Raw genomic sequence first — 18,261 nt, 5'->3', positions numbered from 1 at the left:
GCCAGAAAGACGTCGCCTGAACGTCCGGTGAACGATTCTGGGAATCGCCGGTGACTAGCGCTCCGAACAACCGGTGTGCTGATCCACTTCAGTACAGTGAGTGCGCTCGCAACGAATGCACCGTGACCCGAATGGACGCACCGTGACCATCCGAACGGCCGAACATCCCCGGCCGGACCACTTTTTGCTCCACCTCAGTGACACTCACCTGCTCGGCCATGGTCGCAGCCTCTATGGCAGCGTCGATGCCGAGATCCACCTGCGCCAGCTGCTCGAGCAACTCGAGGCGTCTGAGGGCCGGCCCGAAGCGATCATCTTCACGGGTGACCTTGCGGATAAGGGTGAACCCGACGCTTACGACAGGCTGCGGAGGATGGTCGAACCGGTCGCCGCGCGCCTCGGAGCACAGGTCATCTGGGTGATGGGAAATCACGATGACCGCGGAGCGTTCAGGGAACACCTCTTCGCAGAGCAGCCGACCACGCGCCCGGTCGATCGCGTCTACGACGTCAATGGACTGCGCGTCATCACGCTGGACTCGAGCGTCCCGGGCCACCACCACGGCGAAGTCAGTGGCGAGCAACTCGACTGGCTGGCCGAGGAACTGTCCACTCACGCGGCGCACGGCACCATTCTCGCGATGCACCACCCGCCGCTCCCGAGCGTTCTTGACCTCGCCGTGGCCGTCGAGTTGCGGGACCAGGCGGGGTTGGCGGAGGTACTGCTCGGTTCGGACGTCCGCAGCATCCTCGCCGGTCACCTGCACTACAGCTCCAGCGGGACTTTCGCCGGAATTCCGGTATCGGTGGCCTCGGCCACGTGCTACACCCAGGATCTCAATGTTCCCACCGGCGGCACGAGGGGTCGGGACGGAGCCCGAGCGTTCAACCTGGTGCACGTCTACGAGAACACCGTGCTGCACTCCGTGGTTCCGCTCGGCGAGTATGCCGCTCTCGAGTACATCGATGCCGCTGAGACGACCCGTCGGCTCGAGGCATCCGGAATCCGGATTGCCGACAGGATCAACCCGCCGGTAGCTCCTGAACCGCAGATGACAATGCCGGTTCGTGTGAAGGTGTAGCCGACACACCCTTTTCCCAGACGGCCGGGATGCTGAAATAGCGTTCGAGGAACGAGCGGATGTTCCTGGTGCGTTTCGCGAGTGAGATCTCCGGTTTACTGCCGTCATTCAGGCAGAAGAAGTCGTATCCCCTGCGCTTGAGGATGCCGTCCATCTCCCCCGCAGCGTTCGCGAGGGTGGTTTCGACGTACCTGACCCTTGCGTCGGTCTGCACGACCGCGCGACCGGTCATCAGGGCGTAATAGTGGTACAGCGAGTTGGTCACCGAGATGTCGGAGCTTGAACGAAACGCGCTGGCCGCCGTGCGGGCGAAATCCTCGGGGAATTCGCGCTCGAGTTCCGCCATCACGCTGCGTCTGAGCGGCGTTGCCGCGTGCTCGAGATGACGAGTCGTGACCCGGCCGAACCGTCGCTGCAACAGGGCGCGATTGACCCGCGCGGCGTTCTCGAATCCGCTGCGCTCGGCGTTCGGCTCACCGAGACCGATGCGAGTGGATGCCTCGATGAACCTGGTGATGCCGCCGGGCGAAAAGAACATGTCGGGCCGGACCGGTCGCCCGAAGAACATGTCGTCGTTCGAGTACAGGAAGTGCTCGCTGAGACCCTCGATCCTGTGCAACTGGCTTTCGACGGCGTGGGAGTTGTGGGTGGGGAGCGCGTCGAGATCGGCGAAGAACTCTTCACTGCGCACGATGGTGACGCGCGGGTGATCGGCGAGCCACGCTGGGGCCGCTGAGTCTGTCGCGATGAAGATGCGTCGGATCCACGGCGCGTAGAGGTAGACACTGCGCAGCGCGTACTTCAGCTCGTCGATCTGGCGGAATCTCGCATCAGAGTCATCCCCGTCTCCGACGACATACGACTCCATGCGTTGGGCCCTCGCCCGCTGGAATTCGGACGATGTGCCATCGACCCACGAGAACACGATGTCGATGTCGAAGGTCACGTCACTGGCCAGCATGTCGAACATGCCGCCCAGCGTCGACCAGGTGCGACCGTGGAGTTCGACCGTGGCATCGATGGCCTCGGAGCGGGGAAGGCTGTGGCGCATGAGCGCATTCTCCGCGGGAGCATGGATGGCGTCGGGCGCGAAGTCCCAGAATTCGAGACGCACACCTGTCGCAGCACCATAGCGAAGACCGCCCTGGCCGGTCGTCCGCGGCCGGTACAGCCTGACGATGCGGGGATGCTCCAGCTCGGACAATCCCCCTTCGGCGACGAGGGTGGCGGGCTCTGAGCCGACGCGCGCATAGAACGGCTCCGTGGAGAACGCTGCAGACAACGCCGCAGCGATCGCGGAGACCTTTTCCCGGTCGACGGCGATCACGACACGATCGTCATCCCTGCGCACGAGGAGGTGCTGGATGGCTGCAGCGTCGAGGGCATCGTGGATGGCGACGAGGTCGGCGACTGTGGCATCCCTCGGCGAGAGCCTCTGGTTCAGCAGCGTGAAGCGACCCTTCCGCAGCACGACGTCGGGCCGGGCCAGAAGTCGGGCGTGTGCCCCTGAGTTCACGCCACGCAATGACATGCTCACTCCCCGCTCGCCACGGCGGCGGCTGAGGTACGCCGCCGCGTCGATGATCCGGCGCCAGAAGTGATCGCGTCACGAAGAAGGCTCGACAGCGCTTCCAGCTGGATGTTGGACTCGGCGGCGACGTCCTCGTCCGAACCGTCGAGTGCGCGCGCAGCGAGGCCCGCCTTGGAGTCGATGAGCTCTGCGATGCGTGCGTCGATGGTGTGCGCGGCGATGATCCGCCACGCCGTCACGGGCAGCTCCTGGCCGATCCGGTGCACGCGGTCGATCGCCTGCGTCTGCTCTGCGCTCGTCCAGCTGAGCTCAGCGAGCACCACATTGGATGCCGCCTGGAGGTTGAGTCCGACACCGGCGGCCGTCAGCGACGCGACTACCACCGACACCTCCGGGTCATTCGCGAATGAGTCGATCGCGGCCTGTCGGGCCTTCGGGCTCTGGTCTCCGCGGATCGAGACTGACGTGAGTCCCACCTTCGCGAAGTGCTCTTCCGCCTTGTCCATCACATCGATGTGCTTGGCGAAGAAGACCACCTTTCCGACCGAACGTGCGAGCTGGGCCGTGTAGTCGGCGGCCAGGGTCGCTTTGGCCTGCCCGATCCGACGGACCATGGTGAAGACATTTTCCCCGGTGCTCGAGCCTTTCGACTCGTCCAGTTCGGCGTGGGCCACAACGCGGATGAGGTCTGCGTCGCTGGCATCCGGCTTGAGGCTTCGCACTCGCTGGAATCGCTCCACGAGTCGCGCGGTCAGTGCGGCCTCGGCGGCACGGATGGACCGGCCGAGGTCGTCGTCGAGTTCGACGGGGATATCGGCGACGCGGCGTGCAGGAATGTCGGCCGCGACATCCACCTTCTTGCGGCGCACGATCCCCATCTCGACGACCGCGTGCCTGGCCTCGGAGAAGAAGCCCATATCCGCCGGGGTGAGGCCGGTGTCTTCGAGCTTGTCAATGAGCCTCGTGAGAGGCTTCTTGTCGTCGATCCAGCCCAGGAACTGCCAGATGGCGCGGAAGTCTTCGATGGAGTTGATCAGGGGCGTTCCGGTCAGCGCCATGAGCAGAGCTTTAGGGAAGCTGGAGCGGATACTCCGCGAGAGCCCGAGCACATGCTTGGACCGTTCTGACTTGAGGTTCTTGATGAAGTGGGCCTCATCGACGACCATGCCCTTGAACCCGAACCTGCCGAGCCAGCCGACGTGCCGGTCGAGGATCTCGTAGTTCACGATGACCACATCGCTGAACGCGTCGACGTCTTTGCCGTCACCGTGGACGACGGTCGCCGTGCGACCGGGCGTCCACAAGTCCACCTCGCGCGCCCAGTTCGTCTTCACGACGTTGGGCACGACGACCAGCAACGGATAGGAATTCGATGCCTCTGCCGCGAGCAGCGCCTGGGCCGTCTTGCCCAGCCCCGGCTCATCGGCGAGCAGGAAGGTGCGGTGGCCTGACCTCACCTCTTCGACGAATCGTGCCTGGTGCCGCATCATGTCGAGGTCTCCGCGAGTGCGCAGCGATGTCGCCTCAGGGAGATCCATCGTGGCGGCGCCACCACCGGCGCCGTACTCGAATGACCGGAACAACGGCTCGATGAGCTCCCAGTTGCCGAGCCTGTTCACGCGCGCGGGAGCGGTCGTCATGTTGCTGAAATCGGGGGCGAGGAACGGGTTGGACATCTGCATCTGGCGCACCGATGCTGGCACCACCTGCTTCTCGACCTGCTTGTCGACGGGTTTGGGTTCCGTGGCGATCACGAGCTCATCCGGGCTCAACTCGACACCCGCGGCGAGCAGCAGGTCGCGCCGCAATGCTTTCGCGGCGGCGGTGACGGGGGCATCGTCGCCCAGCATGATGATCAGGCTCGTGTCGCGTGCTGCGGTCTTCGCGAGAATTCCCGCGAGGCCATCCAGTCGCTTCTGCTCATTGGAACGTTCCGAGTCCGTCAGGGTCTTATCGGCCTTCACCCTCGCACGCTCTTCCCTGAGCAGGAGCGTCGCCACCTGGAACCTGGCGCGATTGGCCGGCTTCAGCGGGCCTTTCTGCACCGCGGTTTCGACTTCTCGCGCAGCCCTCGCAAGAACCGGGATGACACCGACATCATCGCCGGGGCGAGCACGACGACGCTGCTGGCCGCCAGACTGCTTCTGCCCCGTGTTCTGCTGCCCGCCACCCTGTCGTGAGGATCGCTGGCGCTTCTGGCGCTGGCCGGGTTCGGTCTGTCCCGAAGATGTCAATTCGTCTCCTGTGCAGGCACTGCCTGTGGGTTATTGCCTGGTGGTCTGAAACTGATGCAGTGGGCTGAGCCCCTGCATGTGCGACTCCCGCGAATCGAGCGATCCGACGACGGCGCCAACCGAGTGATCCAGACCCAGTCACGATGCGATTGGTGGGCCCGGCGGGCGATGCACCTATTCTACGCTTGTTTTGTCTGAAATCTTGATCAGGATGCCCGCGGCGATGAAAATCGCGGCGGCGACGAACTGTAATGCGAGCCACACGTCAGGCAGACCCAGGTCGATCGGAAGCACCGGATTCCACAGCACAGCGATCGGCGCGAGTCCGATGATCCACCACCACTGGCCGGACTGCCACGCGAAAACTGCCACGATCATGGCAAAGATACTCACGACGAACTGGATGATCGTGAACGTGTCGCTCGTGATGAGCGCGCTGCCGATGAGCAGTGCCAGCGCTCCGATCATGGCGGGAACGAGGGCCGTGCGGCGCGTCGTCGTCGGATATTGTGCGCTCACCTCACGATCCTACCGACCTCGCGGAAGGGTCGGCGATCCGGCCCGTTAGTCGCGCGCGTGGCATCTGGCTAGAGTCGGAACATGCCACACGAAGCAGCGATCGCGCGATTCCAGGCCCTGCTGCGCATTCCGACCATCTCGCGCATCGATGAGTCCGAGGTGGAGTGGGAGCACTTCGACGCCTTCGTGACCCAGTTGCAGGAGCTGTTCCCTCTCGTCCACCGCAAGCTCGACCGCGAGATCGTCGCTGGTCATTCCCTGCTCTTCCGCTGGCCGGGGCGCTCATCGACCGAACCCAGCGTCCTGATGGGTCACTACGACGTCGTCGCGGCCACCGACTTCGGCTGGAAGCATCCACCGTTCGCTGCCGAGCTGAGCGGTAAGGGTGAGGACCAGCTGATCTGGGGTCGCGGGACCATCGACGACAAGGGCGCCGTCGTCGCCATTCTCGAAGCCATCGAGGCGCAGATCGAGGCCGGACTGCAGCCAGCACAGGACATCTACCTCTGCTTCGGGCATGACGAGGAGACCAACGGGACCGGCGCTAAGGCCGTCGCCGACCTGCTCGACACTCGAGGCATCCGGCCTGCCCTCGTGCTCGATGAGGGCGGTGCGATCGTCGAAGGAGCCTTCCCCGGCGTGACCATGCCCGTTGCCGTGGTGGGGGTCACCGAGAAGGGGAGCACCACGCTGCACCTCATCGTCGACCAGCAGGGCGGACATGCCTCCACTCCCCCGAAACTGAGCGCAACAGCACGACTCGCTACGGCAATCGTCAGGCTCAACGGCAGGCCATTTCCTGCGTCCTTCAATCCGGTGACCATCGACATGTTCCGCACACTGGGCGTGCACGCGACAGGCTTCATCGGATTCCTGTTTCGGAATATACGGTTCACCAGGCCCATTCTGCTCCCCGTGTTCGGTCGGCAGGGCGACGAATCCAACGCCATGATCCGCACCACCCAGGCGGTGACGATGCTCGACGCCGGCCAGGCCGTCAATGCGCTGGCGGAGCGAGCCACGGCGACCGTGAACGTCAGGGTCGCCATCGGATCCACTGTCGATGACGTCGTCAGGCATGTCACGAAAGCGATCGCTGACGACACAGTGCGCGTCGAGGTGGTGACGGCGGGTGAGCCGTCACCCGTCTCGCTTGTCTCCGGCATCGCCTGGGAGCTCGTGCGGTCGACGATCGAGAAGGTCTACCCCGGCACGATCGTGACACCGTACGTGCAAAACGGAGCCACCGACAGCAGGCACTTTACCGGCATCAGCCGGGGCGTGTACCGGTTCACTCCGTTCGAACTCACCGCCGAACAGCGCGAAGCACTTCACGCGAAGAACGAACGGATGCACGTCGCGACCTACCTGCGGGGCATCGAGTTCTACAAGTCCCTCATCGCCTCGCTCTGAGAGCAGACTGGAGCGCGGCCTACCCCTGGTTGCGGATGATGGTGATCGGACGGCTCATGGGTGGCGCGTCGTCGAGTCGCTCGAGGCCGGGGCGTAGTTCGCCGAGCCACCGCTCGTAGCCTGCATGGTTGAGATGGAGCCTGTCGTCGGACAGCGTGGGATCGAGCTCGCCGTCTTCCTGTGCGAGAGCGGGCCAGAGGTCGAGGTACTGCACATTGACTGATGGCGCGAACTGGCGGAGGTGTCGGTTGGCATCCTGGATGCGGGCCGCGAACTCACGTCCCCGCGGCATGATCGACTGCAGCAGCATCCTGGCACCGGGAAGCGACCGACGCAGGGTGACGAGCACGAATTCGATGTTGCGCACGACGTGCTCCACCGATTTGCGCGTGGCGAAGTCATTGGTGCCGATCAGCAGCACGACTGCTTCAGGCTGAAGCGCAATCACATCGTCCAGCCTCGCGACGACGTCATCGGTCGTGTTTCCACCGATTCCGAGATTCTGCGTATCCCTCTCGGGAAACCATTCCGCCCACTTCCCATCCTGGGTGAGGCTGTCGCCCAGGAACACGATGCTGGGTCGTGATTCGATGAACATGTCGTCAGTCATGAGGTGAGTTCCGATCGGAAGCGGGTTTGTCCGCCTCACTTCCATCATGGTGCCTTGCGCCATCCGTTTCCAGTCGATACGCACTGTCGATGGCGGAGCGCAGCGGTATCGATGGCACAGCACCCGGTGTCAGTACGGAGAGGGATGCCGCCGCGCCGGCGAAGCGGAGCGAGTCTTCGAGGGTGGCGCCCTCAGCCAGTCTCGCCGCGAACGCCCCACAGAACGTGTCACCCGCGCCCGTGGCATCCACCGCCACGACACTTCTCGCCGGGATGCTGACATCGTCGACCCCGCGCTGGTGCAACACCGAGCCGGCCGCGCCGAGGGTCACGATCACCACTGGCGCGAGGCTACTGACGGCCGACTCACCCGAGAGGAAGGCAGCTTCATGTTCGTTGACGACGAGGATGTCGACATCGTCGAGAAGTTCGCGAGGCAGATCCATCACAGGCGCCGCATTCAGGATGACCGTGGTTCCGCCCGCCCGGCCTGCCCTCGCCGCCGCCGCCACGGTCTGCAGCGGGATTTCGAGCTGCATGACCAGCACGCCTGCGCCCCCGATCGCCTCGAGATCGGCTGGAGTGAGCCCCAGCAGCCCGGCATTCGCGCCGGCCTCGACGATGATGGTGTTCTCACCGTCAGGCGCGACCGCGATGAGGGCCGTGCCGGTCGGGTCGGCACTCGACCTCAGCAGCGAGACGTCAATCCCATCGTCCCTGAGCCCGTGGAGGGTGGTCTCGCCGAAGCCGTCGTCACCGATCGCGGCAATGAACGTCGTGGATGCACCGGCCCGAGCCGCGGCGACGGCCTGGTTCTGGCCCTTCCCTCCGCGGGCGATCGACAGCCCCGCCGACATCACGGTCTCGCCGGGTGCCGGAATCCGGGCGACGTGGAAGATCTGGTCGATGTTCGCGCTGCCGACCACGATCACGATGTTTCTGACGTCAGAGTCCGGAGTTGCGTTCACCGCCCTACGCTACCGCTCGCGTCCACGCTCGTTGCCCCGCTTGTAGTTGCCCGTGGATTTCGCAAGAACAAGCTGCTGTTCGTCGTCGGTTGATGCTGCATCGAGAGCACGCAGCACTCGAGACGCGGCAGCACCTCCCAGGGTCACCACGACGCGCCCACCACGACTGACCAGCAGCTCGCCCGCCTTCGTCTCACGAAAGCTGAATGGGTCATCCATCGGTTGTTTGCGGAGCCTGCGCCGCGGCTGCCGTGATCCTGTTCGCCATACCGCTGAAGATCACTCCGTGGAACGGGAGAATGGCCATCCAGTACAACCGCCCTCCGAGCCCTGTCGGGAAGAACACCGCTCGCTGCCGGTAGTGGCTTCCGCCGGCCCCGTCGTCGGTCGTGGTCATCTCGAGCCAGGCGAGGCCGGGCACCTTCATCTCGGCGCGCAGCCTGAGAAAACGACCGCGGTCGAGAGTTTCGACCCGCCAGAAGTCGAGGGCCTCACCCACGGCCAGGGTCGTCGCGTTTCGACGACCGCGGCGCAGGCCGACCCCACCGACGAGTTTGTCTGCCCAGCCGCGCAGCGCCCAGGCGAGGGGAAACGAATACCAGCCATTCTCTCCGCCGATGCCCTCGACGACCTCCCACAGCCGTTCGACCGGGGCTGCTGAATGCTGCTCGCGGAGGTCGACGTAGACGGTGTGACCCGACCACTCCGGGTCGCTCGGGATGAGGTTGCTCGGCGCGCCGGCGACCGTCGAGTTCTGCCAGCTCGTCTCGACCTCCCCATCGTTCATCTTCGCGAGTGCGAGACGCACCGCCGTGCGGTAGCCCGTCAGTCCACCCTCAGGATCGGGGATCACTGTGCGGATGTCTGACTCGCTGACCACGCAGTCGAACTGGAGCGATTCGATGATCGGCACGGCCAGCGCGCGCGGGATCGGCGTCACGAGATTCACCCACTGCGAGGCGAGCCAGGGGGTGAGCACGGGAAGACTGGCGATGGGGCGCTGATGGAGTCCGGCCTCGAGGGCATATCCATTCATCATCTGCCCGTAGCGCAGCACGTCGGGGCCCCCGATATCGAAGGTGCGATTGACCTCGCCAGGGACGACAGCGGCTTCGGTCAGGTAGTACAGCACGTCGCGAACGGCGATCGGCTGGATGAAGTTGCGCACCCACTTGGGTGCCGGCATATAGGGCAGCACCTCGGTGAGGTGACGGATCATCTCGAAGGACGCCGAGCCCGACCCGATGACGACTCCGGCCTGGAAGGCGATGGTCGGCACGCCGGATTCCAGCAGCACCCTCCCCACCTTCTCACGGCTGCGAAGGTGACGGCTGAGCGTATCGACCGGCACATCGGGATGCAGGCCACCCAGGTAGACGATGCGCTTCACTCCGGCGGCGGCAGCAGCATTCGCGACGGTGTTGGCGACAGCCATCTCCATGCTCTCGAAGTCACCGCGGATGCCCATGGCGTGCACGAGGTAGTAGAGCACGTCCACGCCCTCGACGGCACGCTCGACATCTCGGGAACGGGAGAGGTCACCCGTCACGACATCGACGTCAGCGGCCCAGGGCGCATCCCGCAACTTGAGCGGGTCGCGCACCAGCACCCTGACGTCATGGCCTGCCTCGGCGAGCCTGGGCGCGAGGCGCCCACCGATGTACCCGGTAGATCCTGTGACGAGGATTCGCATGGGTCCCAGTGTATGGATCCAGCCTGCGCGCAGGCTGGGCCTTGACAGGGTCTATCGCCGCGTCACGCTGGCCACAGTCGTCAGATCAACGACTTGGTGTGCCACACGGTTTTCGTCTCGGTGAAGGCCACGATGCGCTCGAGCGAGGGCGGCGGCGCGCCATCCTCGGGTGCGAGCACGCGCTTCAGCGTGTCTGCGGCGACGACCTGCAGGTCGACCCAGTCGAGCAGCCCTGCCCCGGCGAGGTCGATGGCGTTCACGTCGGCATGCCCAGCGAGCCATGGCGCGATCTCCGCCGGGGATCCCGTGAGGATATTCACGACTCCCCCGGGCACATCGCTCGTCGCGAGCACTTCGGACAGGCTCACCGCGGCGAGCGGCGCGGCCTCGCTGGCCACGACGACGACGGTATTGCCGGTGAGGATGGCCGGAGCGATGACGCTCGCGAGACCGAGCAGGGAGTTGCCGGACTGCGGCGCGATGATCGCGACCACACCGGTGGGCTCCGGTGTCGACAGGTTGAAGTACGGGCCGCTCACGGCATTGGCGTTGCCGGCGACCTGCACGTACTTGTCCGCCCAGCCCGCGTACCAGACCCAGGCATCGATGGCCGTGTCGACCTGGGTTGTCGCCGTAGCTTTCGTCAGGCCCTCGCTCGCGATGAGTTCGTCCACGAACTGGTCGCGGCGTCCTTCCAGCAGTTCGGCGATGCGGTACAGCACTTGCCCACGGTTGTATCCCGTGGCCGACGACCAGCCCGCGAAAGCCGAGCGAGCCGCCACGACGGCGTCCCTGGCATCCTTGCGGCTGGCCAGGGCGGCGTTGGCGAGAAACACGCCATCCTTCGTCGCGACCTCGTAGGTGCGGCCGCTCTCGCTGCGGGGGAACTTGCCGCCGATGTAGAGCTTGTACGTCTTGGGGACTGCGAGTCGGGTCACGACGTGGCCTTCTTCCTGCTCGACGAGCTGGTATTCGAAATCTCCTGTGGCGATGCCCAGCCGGCGCTCTCGAGGTATGCCGCGAGGCCATGGCGACCGCCTTCGCGACCGTATCCGCTCTCCTTGAAGCCACCGAAAGGGCTGGCGGGGTCGAAACGGTTGAAGGTATTGGCCCAGATCACTCCGGCGCGGAGGCCGTCGGCCACAGCCAGGATCTTCGACCCCTTATCGCTCCAGATTCCGGCAGAGAGGCCATATGGCGTGTTGTTCGCCTTCGCGATCGCCTCGGCTGGCGTGCGGAACGTCAGCACACTGAGAACGGGTCCGAAGACCTCCTCCCTCGCGATGGTCGACGAGGTGGAGACGTTGTCGAAGATCGTCGGGGCGAACCAGAATCCCTTTTCGGGGATGTCGCAGGGAGCCGTCCAGCGGTCGGCGCCCTCTTTCTCGCCGATGTCGCTCAGCTCACGGATTCGATCGAGCTGCTCGCGCGAGTTGATCGCGCCGATGTCGGTGTTCTTATCCAGGGGGTCACCGAGGCGAAGGGTCATCAGTCGGGACTTGAGCCGGTCGACGACCTCCTCGTGGATGTTCTCCTGCACGAGCAGCCGAGATCCGGCGCAGCAGACGTGGCCCTGGTTGAAGAAGATGCCGTTGACGATGCCCTCAATGGCCTGGTCGATGGGAGCATCGTCGAAGACGATGTTCGCGGCTTTGCCACCCAGTTCGAGCGTGACTTTCTTTCCCGTGCCCGCGACCGATTTCGCGATGGCCCTGCCGACGGCCGTGGAGCCGGTGAACGCGACCTTATTGACATCGGGGTGATTGACGAGGGCCTCGCCGGTGTCACCCGCGCCGGTGATGATGTTGACCACACCAGCCGGAAGATCGGCCTGCTGCAGGATTTCGGCGAAGATGAGCGCAGACAGGGGGGTCGTCTCAGCCGGCTTGATCACCACGGTGTTGCCCGCCGCGAGTGCTGGAGCTACTTTCCAGGCGAGCATCAGGAGAGGGAAGTTCCACGGGATGACCTGTGCGGCGACACCGAGCGATCGGGGATTGGGGCCGAGGCCCGCGTAGTCGAGCTTGTCGGCCCAGCCCGCGTAGTAGAAGAACCAGGCTGCGACCAGCGGGATGTCGACGTCTCGCGACTCCTTGATCGGCTTGCCGTTGTCGAGGCTCTCGGCGACGGCCAGTTCCCGGGCCCGCTCCTGCACGAGCCGCGCGATCCTGAACAGGTACTTGCCGCGGTCGGCCCCGGACAGCGTGCTCCACGTGCGAGTGTATGCCGAGCGGGCGGCAGCGACCGCGACATCCACGTCTGAAGAATCGGCGTTCGAGATCTCTGCGATCGTCTTCTCCGTCGCCGGGGAGATCGTCCTGAACGACTCACCATGCCCGTCGACGAATTCGCCATCGATGAACAGCCCGTAGCTCGGCTTGAGGTGCAGGATGCTTGTCGACTCCGGTGCCGGGGCGTAGTCGAGGAATCGGCTGGTCGTGGGTTTTTCCAGTTCGGTCATCGTCAGTCCATCGTCACGTAGTCGGGGCCGGAGTAGCGGCCGGTCGTCATTTTCTGTCGTTGCAACAGCACGTCGTTGAGCAGGCTCGACGCGCCGAACCTGAACAGGTGCGGGGTCAGCCATTCTTCGCCCACGGTCTCCGCGACCGTCACGAGATACTTGATCGCGTCCTTGGAGGTGCGGATGCCGCCGGCAGGCTTCACGCCGATGCGCTCCCCCGTCAGGCGGTGCCAGTCGCGCACGACCTCGAGCATGAGCAACGTGACAGGCAGGGTCGCCGCCGGCGACACCTTCCCCGTTGACGTCTTGATGAAGTCTCCGCCAGCGAGGATGGCGAGCCAGGATGCCCGGCGCACGTTGTCGTAGGTGTTCAGTTCACCCGTCTCGAGGATCACCTTGAGGTGGGCGAAGCTGCCGTCTGACCGCCGGCAGGCTTCCTTGACCGCCACGATCTGGTCGAAGACGAGGCCGAAGTTCCCCGAGAGGAAAGCTCCGCGGTCGATGACCATATCGATCTCGTCCGCTCCGGATGCGACGGCCTCAGAGGTATCGGCGATCTTGACCGCCAGCGAAGCGCGGCCGCTGGGGAAGGCCGTGGCGACGGCGGCGACGTTGATTCCGCTGTCAGTGCCGCCGGACCAGGCTCCACCGAGAGCGCTCACCGCGTGGGGAACCATGTCGCCGTACACGCAGACCGCCGCAACCCTGGGGGTTGTGGCATCCGAGGGGTCGGGGTTGACCGCTTTCGCGACGAGCGAGCGGACCTTCCCCGGGGTGTCAGCGCCCTCGAGAGTCGTCAGGTCGATGAGCTCGATGATCGTGTCGAGAGCCCAGGCCTTCGACGTGGTCTTGATGGATCGGGTGCCGAGTGCCGCGGCTCGCTGTTCGAGCCCGACAGCGTCGACACCGGCGAGCCCCTCGAGGTGGAGCCTGAGGCTCTTCTCGGTCAGATCTCCGCCGATCATGCTCAGCGCCCGCTCGGCTGGCGCCAGAGCTTTCGCCTGTATGGCCTGGGCGGGCAGGCCCTGCGTCGTTACATTCACCAAACGATTCTACCCATGAGGATGCCGGACTGAGCCCGGACCCTCCACGTCGACTCCGGTCTCGGCCTGATCGAGATACCCCGTCCACCTCGCGCCGTAGTCGCGATCCCAGTGCTGCCAGTCGACAGGATGCCCGTGCAGCAGGTCGCCGAGCTGGTCGAGGCTGATGAGCCAATCCGCCCTAACCCTCGCGGCGAAGGCCGATTCGATCGAAACCGTCACGCTGACCGTCAGTCGCGTGCTGGAGCCCCGGTTTCCGCCGGGGATCTCGTCGAGTCTCAGGTCGAGAATGGGCCCGGAGTTGCCGGCCACCCCGAGGTGCACGAGCCGCTCGAAGTCGACGATCCGCCCCTCGACGCTGATCGCCGGTCCCGGGGCGATTCCGCGGACGCTGTAGGTGCCCCCGATGTCGGGCTCGACCACCGCGTCACCCAGCCAGCCCTCCACGAGGTCGGCGTCGACAAGCGCGTCCCACACGATGCTCGGGGCGAATTCGTATCGCCGCTGGAGGTCGAGGCTCTGCATGCTCACTCGTTAAGCGTACGCCGCCGAGCCGGAGACGTCCTGAGCGACTGACGGCCGCACAATATGCTGTGTGGGTGAAATCTTCCCCCGACTCGCCCCGTCGACACGTGGGCCGACTCACCATAGACATCGTCGTCTCGGTCATCATCCTGGCGTTCGGGGCTGTGCTCGCGCTCACCGTCCTCACCTATGCCGGCCAGTTCGGCGGCCTGACAGCGGAGTGTGGGAACGGGCCGTTCACGGGCCTCGAGTGCAATTCCACGGCCCTGTCCATCGCGGTCTTCGTGCTGATCGCGGTCACCATCCTCAGCTACTTCCTGGCGATCGGAATGGTCATCGTGTCGCTGATCCGCAAGAAGGTCATCTTTCCGTGGCCGCTCGGAGGCGTCATCCTGATCATCGTCGCCTTTTACATCGCAGCCTGGGTGGCGGGAATGACAGTACCGACAGGAGCGGGTTCATGAGCGACGCAGTCTTCGCCCTCGGAGTAGACCTCGGCGGCACAAAGATCGAAGCAGCACTGGTGGACCCCGCAGGCACGGTGCTTGCCGGGAGTCGATTCAGGGCGCCCACGGGCGGCACATCGACGAGCGAGATGCTGGCAGCAAGCGCCGAGTCCGTCGTGCTGCAGGCCATTGCCACACTCCCGGATGGCGCGACCCTCGTCGGCGTCGGTATCGGCAGCGCCGGTCCGATCACGGTCGCCGAAGGCCGGGTATCGCCCCTGAACCTCCCGAATTGGCGCGAGTACCCGCTGCGCGACCAGGTCGCCGCCCTCGTGCCGGGAGTGCCGGTCGCCCTGCGCATGGATGGAGAGTGCATCGCGCTCGCCGAGCACTGGATCGGTGCAGGCCAGGGAGAGTCCAACCTCATGGGCATGGTGGTCTCGACGGGAATCGGCGGCGGACTGATCCTCGGTGGCAGGGCCATTGCCGGCCACACCGGCAACGCGGGACACATCGGCCACATCGAGGTCGGCGGTTTCGATGACGCGTGCCTGTGTGGAGGAACGGGGTGCGTCGAGGCTGTCGCCTCCGGCCCGAAGACCACGGCCTGGGCCCAGCGACAGGGATGGGTCGGCGCGACCGGCGAGGACCTCGCGGCGAGCTACGCGGCCGGGGATCCCATCGCGATTGCTGCTGTGGCGCGCTCGGGTCGCGCGATAGGCCAGGCGATCGCATCATCCACGGCTCTCGTCGATCTCGACCTCGTCGCCATCGGCGGCGGCTTCTCTCACGTCACACCCGACCTGTTCGACTACATCCGGGATGCCATCGCGCTGCGGGCACCGTTCCCGTTCGTCGCGAAAGTGCGCGTCATCCCGTCCGGGCTCTCGGGTGAAGGCCCCCTGATCGGTGCGGCCGCGCTGATACACCGGGCGGAGTTCGTCGCCTAGCGAACTGGAGGGTTCTGAACCTTCCGTGCGACGCCGAGCACCGACCTGACGGCGACCTCGTCGGCCTGCATCTGCACGATTAGCGCCGCTGTGCCGTCGAATTTACGCATGCCGCGAATGGTGTCGACGAAGGCGATCTCGGCAACCCTGCCATAGAGGTCGACGTCGGCATCGAGAGCATGGGCCTCGACCTGCTTCGCCGGCACACCCTCGAAGGTCGGGTTGTTCCCTATGGATACGGCAGACGGATAGCGCTCCCCGTCCACGGTCATCCAGGCCGCGTAGACGCCATCGGCCGGAACGAGCCCCTCCAGGGAGGGAGAGAGGTTGGCCGTCGGGTACCCGAGAGTGCGACCGCGTTGCGCGCCATGCACGACCGTGCCCCGGATGCGGTGCGGCGCTCCTAGCAGCTCTGCCGCCTCCGCGACGTTCCCCTCGAGGATGAGGTTGCGCACGGCGGTGGACGAGACTCGACGTGAGCCCTCTCGCGCCACGTCGTCGATCACCATGACGTCGATACTGTTGTCGCGCCCGAAGTCGACAAGCGTCTCGACTGTTCCTTCGCCGCGATGCCCGAAGCGGAAATCCGTTCCCACGAGCACCACGACGGCGTGGAGGGCTTCGACGAGGATCTGCTGCATGAATTGCGCAGCGGTCAGTTCGCTGAACTCGTGATCGAAGCGCACGAGGAGCGTGGCATCCACTCCCGCGGCGGCGAGGGATTCCAGCTTCTGCGCGTTGCTCGCCAGGGCCGGCGGACAGATCTCGGGGCGGAGCAGGCTCAGCGGATTGCGGTCGAAGGTCAGGACGGTGGAGGTGAGTCCGCGATCGTGGGCGAGGTCGAGCAATGCTGACACCACGGCACGATGCCCGAGATGCATTCCGTCGAACTTGCCGATCGTGACCGCGCTGGGCCCGAAGCCTTCGGGCACCCCGCTGACGGACGAGAAGGTCTGCATCTCAGCTCGCGGTGCTCTCGACGGCAGCAGCCGGGCGGCGGCGGTAGAGCCAGACCATGCCGAGGATGGGAAGCACGAGCGGGATGAACAGGTATCCACGACCGAAGAACGACCACACGGTGTCGGCGGGGAACAGCACGGGGTCGACGAGGCTCAAGGTGCCGACCGTCACCACGCCCACCAGCTCGAAGATGATCGTGATCCAGGCAATGCGGTACCAGGTGTCTCCGCGACGCAGCAGTGCCACCGTCGCGAGAATGTACACGAGCCCGGCGATACCGCTCAGCACATAGGCGATCGGGGCGACGTCGAACTTGCCGACGATCTGCACAAAGGAGCGCGCCGTCGCCGCGAGCGCGAGAATCGCGTACACGGCGATGAGGACTCGCCCTACACCGACCGCGCGAGAAGATCCGTTATTTGCCATATCGAGTCAACTTTAGGCGAAAGTCGAGCGGCTGCCCGGCTCACGCCACCTGCACGAACCAGATCTGGCCCATCCTGATCACCATGACCGCGACGGCGAGACAGGCGACGCCCAGAATCGCCGTGCTCCAGCGGTTGCGGTCGATGAGCGCCCAGAAGATCGCAGCGGGGGGAATGAGCGCAGCAGACACCAGGTACACCCAGAATTCGAGGCCGCTGCCGGTCGGGAGGTTGCCGGTAGCTGGCGCAATGAGGGAAATGACGACCTGGACGATCAGGAGGATCTCCACGAGGAGGGTGGCGCCCAGCGTGTAGTCATTCGGTTTCTTCCCGGCGAGACCGAGCACGAGGCAGAGAAGCCCCGCGACGACAGCCACCCCGGCCAGCACGTTGACGAACCACTCGATCATCCGCCCACCATATCCGTCGATTCCGAGGCGACTGCCGCCGTAGCGGGCAGGTCCGGCGGGAAGTTCACGAGAACGCGTGCCCTGCCGGCCACATTCTCCACAAGGCCGACGAGCCTGCCATCGGGAGACACCGCCGCGATCGGGCCGGCCGTCTCCACGGAGATGGCGATCCTCTTCCCGTGCGCCAGATCGACGGCCTCGGAGTCGGTGAGGTCGAGCCTGGTGAAGAGCGACGCGGCGACCGAGGCTGGGTCGAGCATGACCGCGGCGAGATCCTCGTCCAGGCTGGAGGCCGCTTCGACCGTGAAGGGTCCGATGCGCGTCCTGCGGAGCGCCGTGAGGTGCCCACCGACGCCGAGCGCTGCGCCCAGGTCGCGGGCGAGGGCGCGGATGTACGTGCCGGTCGAGCACCGCACCCGAACGTCGAGGTCGAGCCACTCCCCCCGGCGCGTCGACAGCACGTCGAAAGCGCTGACCGTGACCGGTCGCTCTGCCAACACCACGGCCTCGCCGGCCCTGGCCAGCGTGTACGCCCGCTTCCCGTCCACCTTGATGGCACTCACGGAGCTCGGTCGCTGGAGGATCTGCCCGGTGAGGGCCTGTACACCGGCCGCGAGCGCGGAGACGGTGACCGCGGCGAGGGCGGCGGCATCCACCGGCTCGTCGATCTCACCGTCGGCATCATCGGTGTTGGACGATGCGCCGAGTCTGATCGTGGCCGTGTACTCCTTGTCGAGTCCGACCACCCAGGTCAGCAGCCGAGTGGAGTTGTTGATCCCCAGGACCAGCAGGCCCGTCGCCATCGGATCGAGAGTGCCGGCGTGACCGATTTTGCGGGTGCCGATCGACTTACGGGCCCGCGCGACCACGTCATGGCTGGTGACGCCCTGCGGCTTGTCGACGAGAACGATGCCACTCGCTGGATTGCTGGGCGGTTTCACTCGTTCTCCGCGGCGTCACACATCACCCCATCAGGCTACAGTCCCGTTCCCC

General features: G+C 65.5%; 19 protein-coding genes. 4 read left to right on the top strand and 15 right to left on the bottom strand.

The window, feature by feature from the left end:
* Positions 1-142 precede the first annotated feature (142 nt).
* The gene (locus tag IWX81_RS01460; RefSeq protein WP_334592605.1) at positions 143-1,081 is read left to right on the top strand and encodes a phosphodiesterase; all 939 of its coding nucleotides are present in this window, start codon (positions 143-145) and stop codon (positions 1,079-1,081) included.
* Here IWX81_RS01460 and IWX81_RS01455 read toward each other — a convergent pair.
* From IWX81_RS01455 to IWX81_RS01445, 3 genes are all read right to left on the bottom strand, one after another.
* The gene (locus IWX81_RS01455) at positions 1,023-2,612 is read right to left on the bottom strand and encodes a stealth family protein (protein WP_199279503.1); all 1,590 of its coding nucleotides are present in this window, start codon (positions 2,610-2,612) and stop codon (positions 1,023-1,025) included. The genes IWX81_RS01460 and IWX81_RS01455 overlap by 59 nt on opposite strands.
* Positions 2,613-2,614: 2 nt before the next feature.
* On the bottom strand, positions 2,615-4,846 hold the full coding sequence (locus tag IWX81_RS01450) for a DEAD/DEAH box helicase (RefSeq protein ID WP_199279502.1): 2,232 nt from the start codon (positions 4,844-4,846) through the stop codon (positions 2,615-2,617).
* Positions 4,847-5,020: 174 nt separating this feature from the next.
* Positions 5,021-5,365, bottom strand: coding sequence for a DUF6804 family protein (locus tag IWX81_RS01445; protein WP_334592602.1), 345 nt, complete (start codon positions 5,363-5,365; stop codon positions 5,021-5,023).
* 81 nt (positions 5,366-5,446) lie between these two features.
* Here IWX81_RS01445 and IWX81_RS01440 point away from each other — a divergent pair, with 81 nt between their 5' ends.
* Positions 5,447-6,778 (top strand): M20/M25/M40 family metallo-hydrolase, encoded by a 1,332-nt coding sequence (locus IWX81_RS01440; protein WP_199279501.1) that lies wholly within the window; start codon positions 5,447-5,449, stop codon positions 6,776-6,778.
* Between the two features lie 19 nt (positions 6,779-6,797).
* On the opposite strand, the gene IWX81_RS01435 is transcribed toward IWX81_RS01440, so the two are convergent.
* From IWX81_RS01435 to IWX81_RS01400, 8 genes are all read right to left on the bottom strand, one after another.
* Complete coding sequence (locus IWX81_RS01435; RefSeq protein ID WP_199279500.1) at positions 6,798-7,388, bottom strand: GDSL-type esterase/lipase family protein; 591 nt, start codon at positions 7,386-7,388, stop codon at positions 6,798-6,800.
* Entirely contained in the window at positions 7,381-8,355 is a 975-nt protein-coding gene (locus IWX81_RS01430; RefSeq protein WP_199279499.1) for a ribokinase, read from the bottom strand. Before IWX81_RS01430 ends, IWX81_RS01435 begins: the two co-directional genes overlap by 8 nt.
* A 9-nt stretch (positions 8,356-8,364) precedes the next feature.
* On the bottom strand, positions 8,365-8,574 hold the full coding sequence (locus IWX81_RS01425; RefSeq protein WP_199279498.1) for a hypothetical protein: 210 nt from the start codon (positions 8,572-8,574) through the stop codon (positions 8,365-8,367).
* Complete coding sequence (locus IWX81_RS01420; RefSeq protein ID WP_199279497.1) at positions 8,567-10,048, bottom strand: SDR family oxidoreductase; 1,482 nt, start codon at positions 10,046-10,048, stop codon at positions 8,567-8,569. Before IWX81_RS01420 ends, IWX81_RS01425 begins: the two co-directional genes overlap by 8 nt.
* 80 nt (positions 10,049-10,128) lie before the next feature.
* Positions 10,129-10,986 (bottom strand): aldehyde dehydrogenase family protein, encoded by an 858-nt coding sequence (locus IWX81_RS01415; protein WP_199279496.1) that lies wholly within the window; start codon positions 10,984-10,986, stop codon positions 10,129-10,131.
* Complete coding sequence (locus IWX81_RS01410) at positions 10,983-12,509, bottom strand: aldehyde dehydrogenase family protein (RefSeq protein ID WP_199279495.1); 1,527 nt, start codon at positions 12,507-12,509, stop codon at positions 10,983-10,985. The genes IWX81_RS01415 and IWX81_RS01410 overlap by 4 nt, the downstream gene beginning before the upstream one ends.
* Before the next feature lie 2 nt (positions 12,510-12,511).
* A complete protein-coding gene (gene deoC, locus IWX81_RS01405; protein ID WP_199280379.1) occupies positions 12,512-13,474 on the bottom strand; it encodes a deoxyribose-phosphate aldolase in 963 nt (320 codons plus the stop codon).
* A gap of 87 nt (positions 13,475-13,561) precedes the next feature.
* Positions 13,562-14,083 (bottom strand): hypothetical protein, encoded by a 522-nt coding sequence (locus tag IWX81_RS01400; RefSeq protein ID WP_199279494.1) that lies wholly within the window; start codon positions 14,081-14,083, stop codon positions 13,562-13,564.
* A 68-nt stretch (positions 14,084-14,151) separates the two neighbouring features.
* Here IWX81_RS01400 and IWX81_RS01395 point away from each other — a divergent pair, with 68 nt between their 5' ends.
* Both IWX81_RS01395 and IWX81_RS01390 read left to right on the top strand, forming a co-directional pair.
* On the top strand, positions 14,152-14,541 hold the full coding sequence (locus IWX81_RS01395) for a hypothetical protein (protein WP_199279493.1): 390 nt from the start codon (positions 14,152-14,154) through the stop codon (positions 14,539-14,541).
* Complete coding sequence (locus IWX81_RS01390) at positions 14,538-15,473, top strand: ROK family protein (RefSeq protein ID WP_199279492.1); 936 nt, start codon at positions 14,538-14,540, stop codon at positions 15,471-15,473. Before IWX81_RS01395 ends, IWX81_RS01390 begins: the two co-directional genes overlap by 4 nt.
* Here the strand turns inward: IWX81_RS01390 and IWX81_RS01385 are convergent.
* Genes IWX81_RS01385 through truB form a run of 4 tightly spaced genes read right to left on the bottom strand, consistent with a single transcriptional unit; the run spans position 15,470 to position 18,209 of the window.
* Positions 15,470-16,432: a bifunctional riboflavin kinase/FAD synthetase gene (locus tag IWX81_RS01385; RefSeq protein ID WP_199279491.1), complete on the bottom strand. Its 963-nt coding sequence runs from the start codon at positions 16,430-16,432 to the stop codon at positions 15,470-15,472. The genes IWX81_RS01390 and IWX81_RS01385 overlap by 4 nt on opposite strands.
* A gap of 1 nt (position 16,433) precedes the next feature.
* Entirely contained in the window at positions 16,434-16,859 is a 426-nt protein-coding gene (locus tag IWX81_RS01380) for a hypothetical protein (RefSeq protein WP_199279490.1), read from the bottom strand.
* A 40-nt stretch (positions 16,860-16,899) separates the two neighbouring features.
* Entirely contained in the window at positions 16,900-17,268 is a 369-nt protein-coding gene (locus IWX81_RS01375; RefSeq protein WP_199279489.1) for a hypothetical protein, read from the bottom strand.
* Positions 17,265-18,209 carry a tRNA pseudouridine(55) synthase TruB gene (gene truB, locus IWX81_RS01370; protein WP_199279488.1) on the bottom strand — a complete coding sequence of 315 codons (945 nt, stop codon included), beginning with the start codon at positions 18,207-18,209 and terminating at the stop codon, positions 17,265-17,267. Before truB ends, IWX81_RS01375 begins: the two co-directional genes overlap by 4 nt.
* Positions 18,210-18,261 lie beyond the last annotated feature (52 nt).

The organism is Salinibacterium sp. CAN_S4 (assembly GCF_015752305.1).
Classification (GTDB): domain Bacteria; phylum Actinomycetota; class Actinomycetes; order Actinomycetales; family Microbacteriaceae; genus Rhodoglobus.
This window is presented reverse-complemented; position numbering and strand designations above follow the sequence as displayed.

What these genes read in the sequence shown, in the direction of transcription:
- IWX81_RS01455 (WP_199279503.1), bottom strand. Translation starts at nt 2,612, where the DNA reads ATGTCATTGCGTGGCGTGAACTCAGGGGCACACGCCCGACTTCTGGCC.
- IWX81_RS01440 (WP_199279501.1), top strand. Translation starts at nt 5,447, where the DNA reads ATGCCACACGAAGCAGCGATCGCGCGATTCCAGGCCCTGCTGCGCATT.
- IWX81_RS01435 (WP_199279500.1), bottom strand. Translation starts at nt 7,388, where the DNA reads ATGACTGACGACATGTTCATCGAATCACGACCCAGCATCGTGTTCCTG.
- IWX81_RS01425 (WP_199279498.1), bottom strand. Translation starts at nt 8,574, where the DNA reads ATGGATGACCCATTCAGCTTTCGTGAGACGAAGGCGGGCGAGCTGCTG.
- IWX81_RS01420 (WP_199279497.1), bottom strand. Translation starts at nt 10,048, where the DNA reads ATGCGAATCCTCGTCACAGGATCTACCGGGTACATCGGTGGGCGCCTC.
- IWX81_RS01410 (WP_199279495.1), bottom strand. Translation starts at nt 12,509, where the DNA reads ATGACCGAACTGGAAAAACCCACGACCAGCCGATTCCTCGACTACGCC.
- deoC (WP_199280379.1), bottom strand. Translation starts at nt 13,474, where the DNA reads ATGATCGGCGGAGATCTGACCGAGAAGAGCCTCAGGCTCCACCTCGAG.
- IWX81_RS01390 (WP_199279492.1), top strand. Translation starts at nt 14,538, where the DNA reads ATGAGCGACGCAGTCTTCGCCCTCGGAGTAGACCTCGGCGGCACAAAG.
- IWX81_RS01385 (WP_199279491.1), bottom strand. Translation starts at nt 16,432, where the DNA reads ATGCAGACCTTCTCGTCCGTCAGCGGGGTGCCCGAAGGCTTCGGGCCC.
- IWX81_RS01380 (WP_199279490.1), bottom strand. Translation starts at nt 16,859, where the DNA reads ATGGCAAATAACGGATCTTCTCGCGCGGTCGGTGTAGGGCGAGTCCTC.
- IWX81_RS01375 (WP_199279489.1), bottom strand. Translation starts at nt 17,268, where the DNA reads ATGATCGAGTGGTTCGTCAACGTGCTGGCCGGGGTGGCTGTCGTCGCG.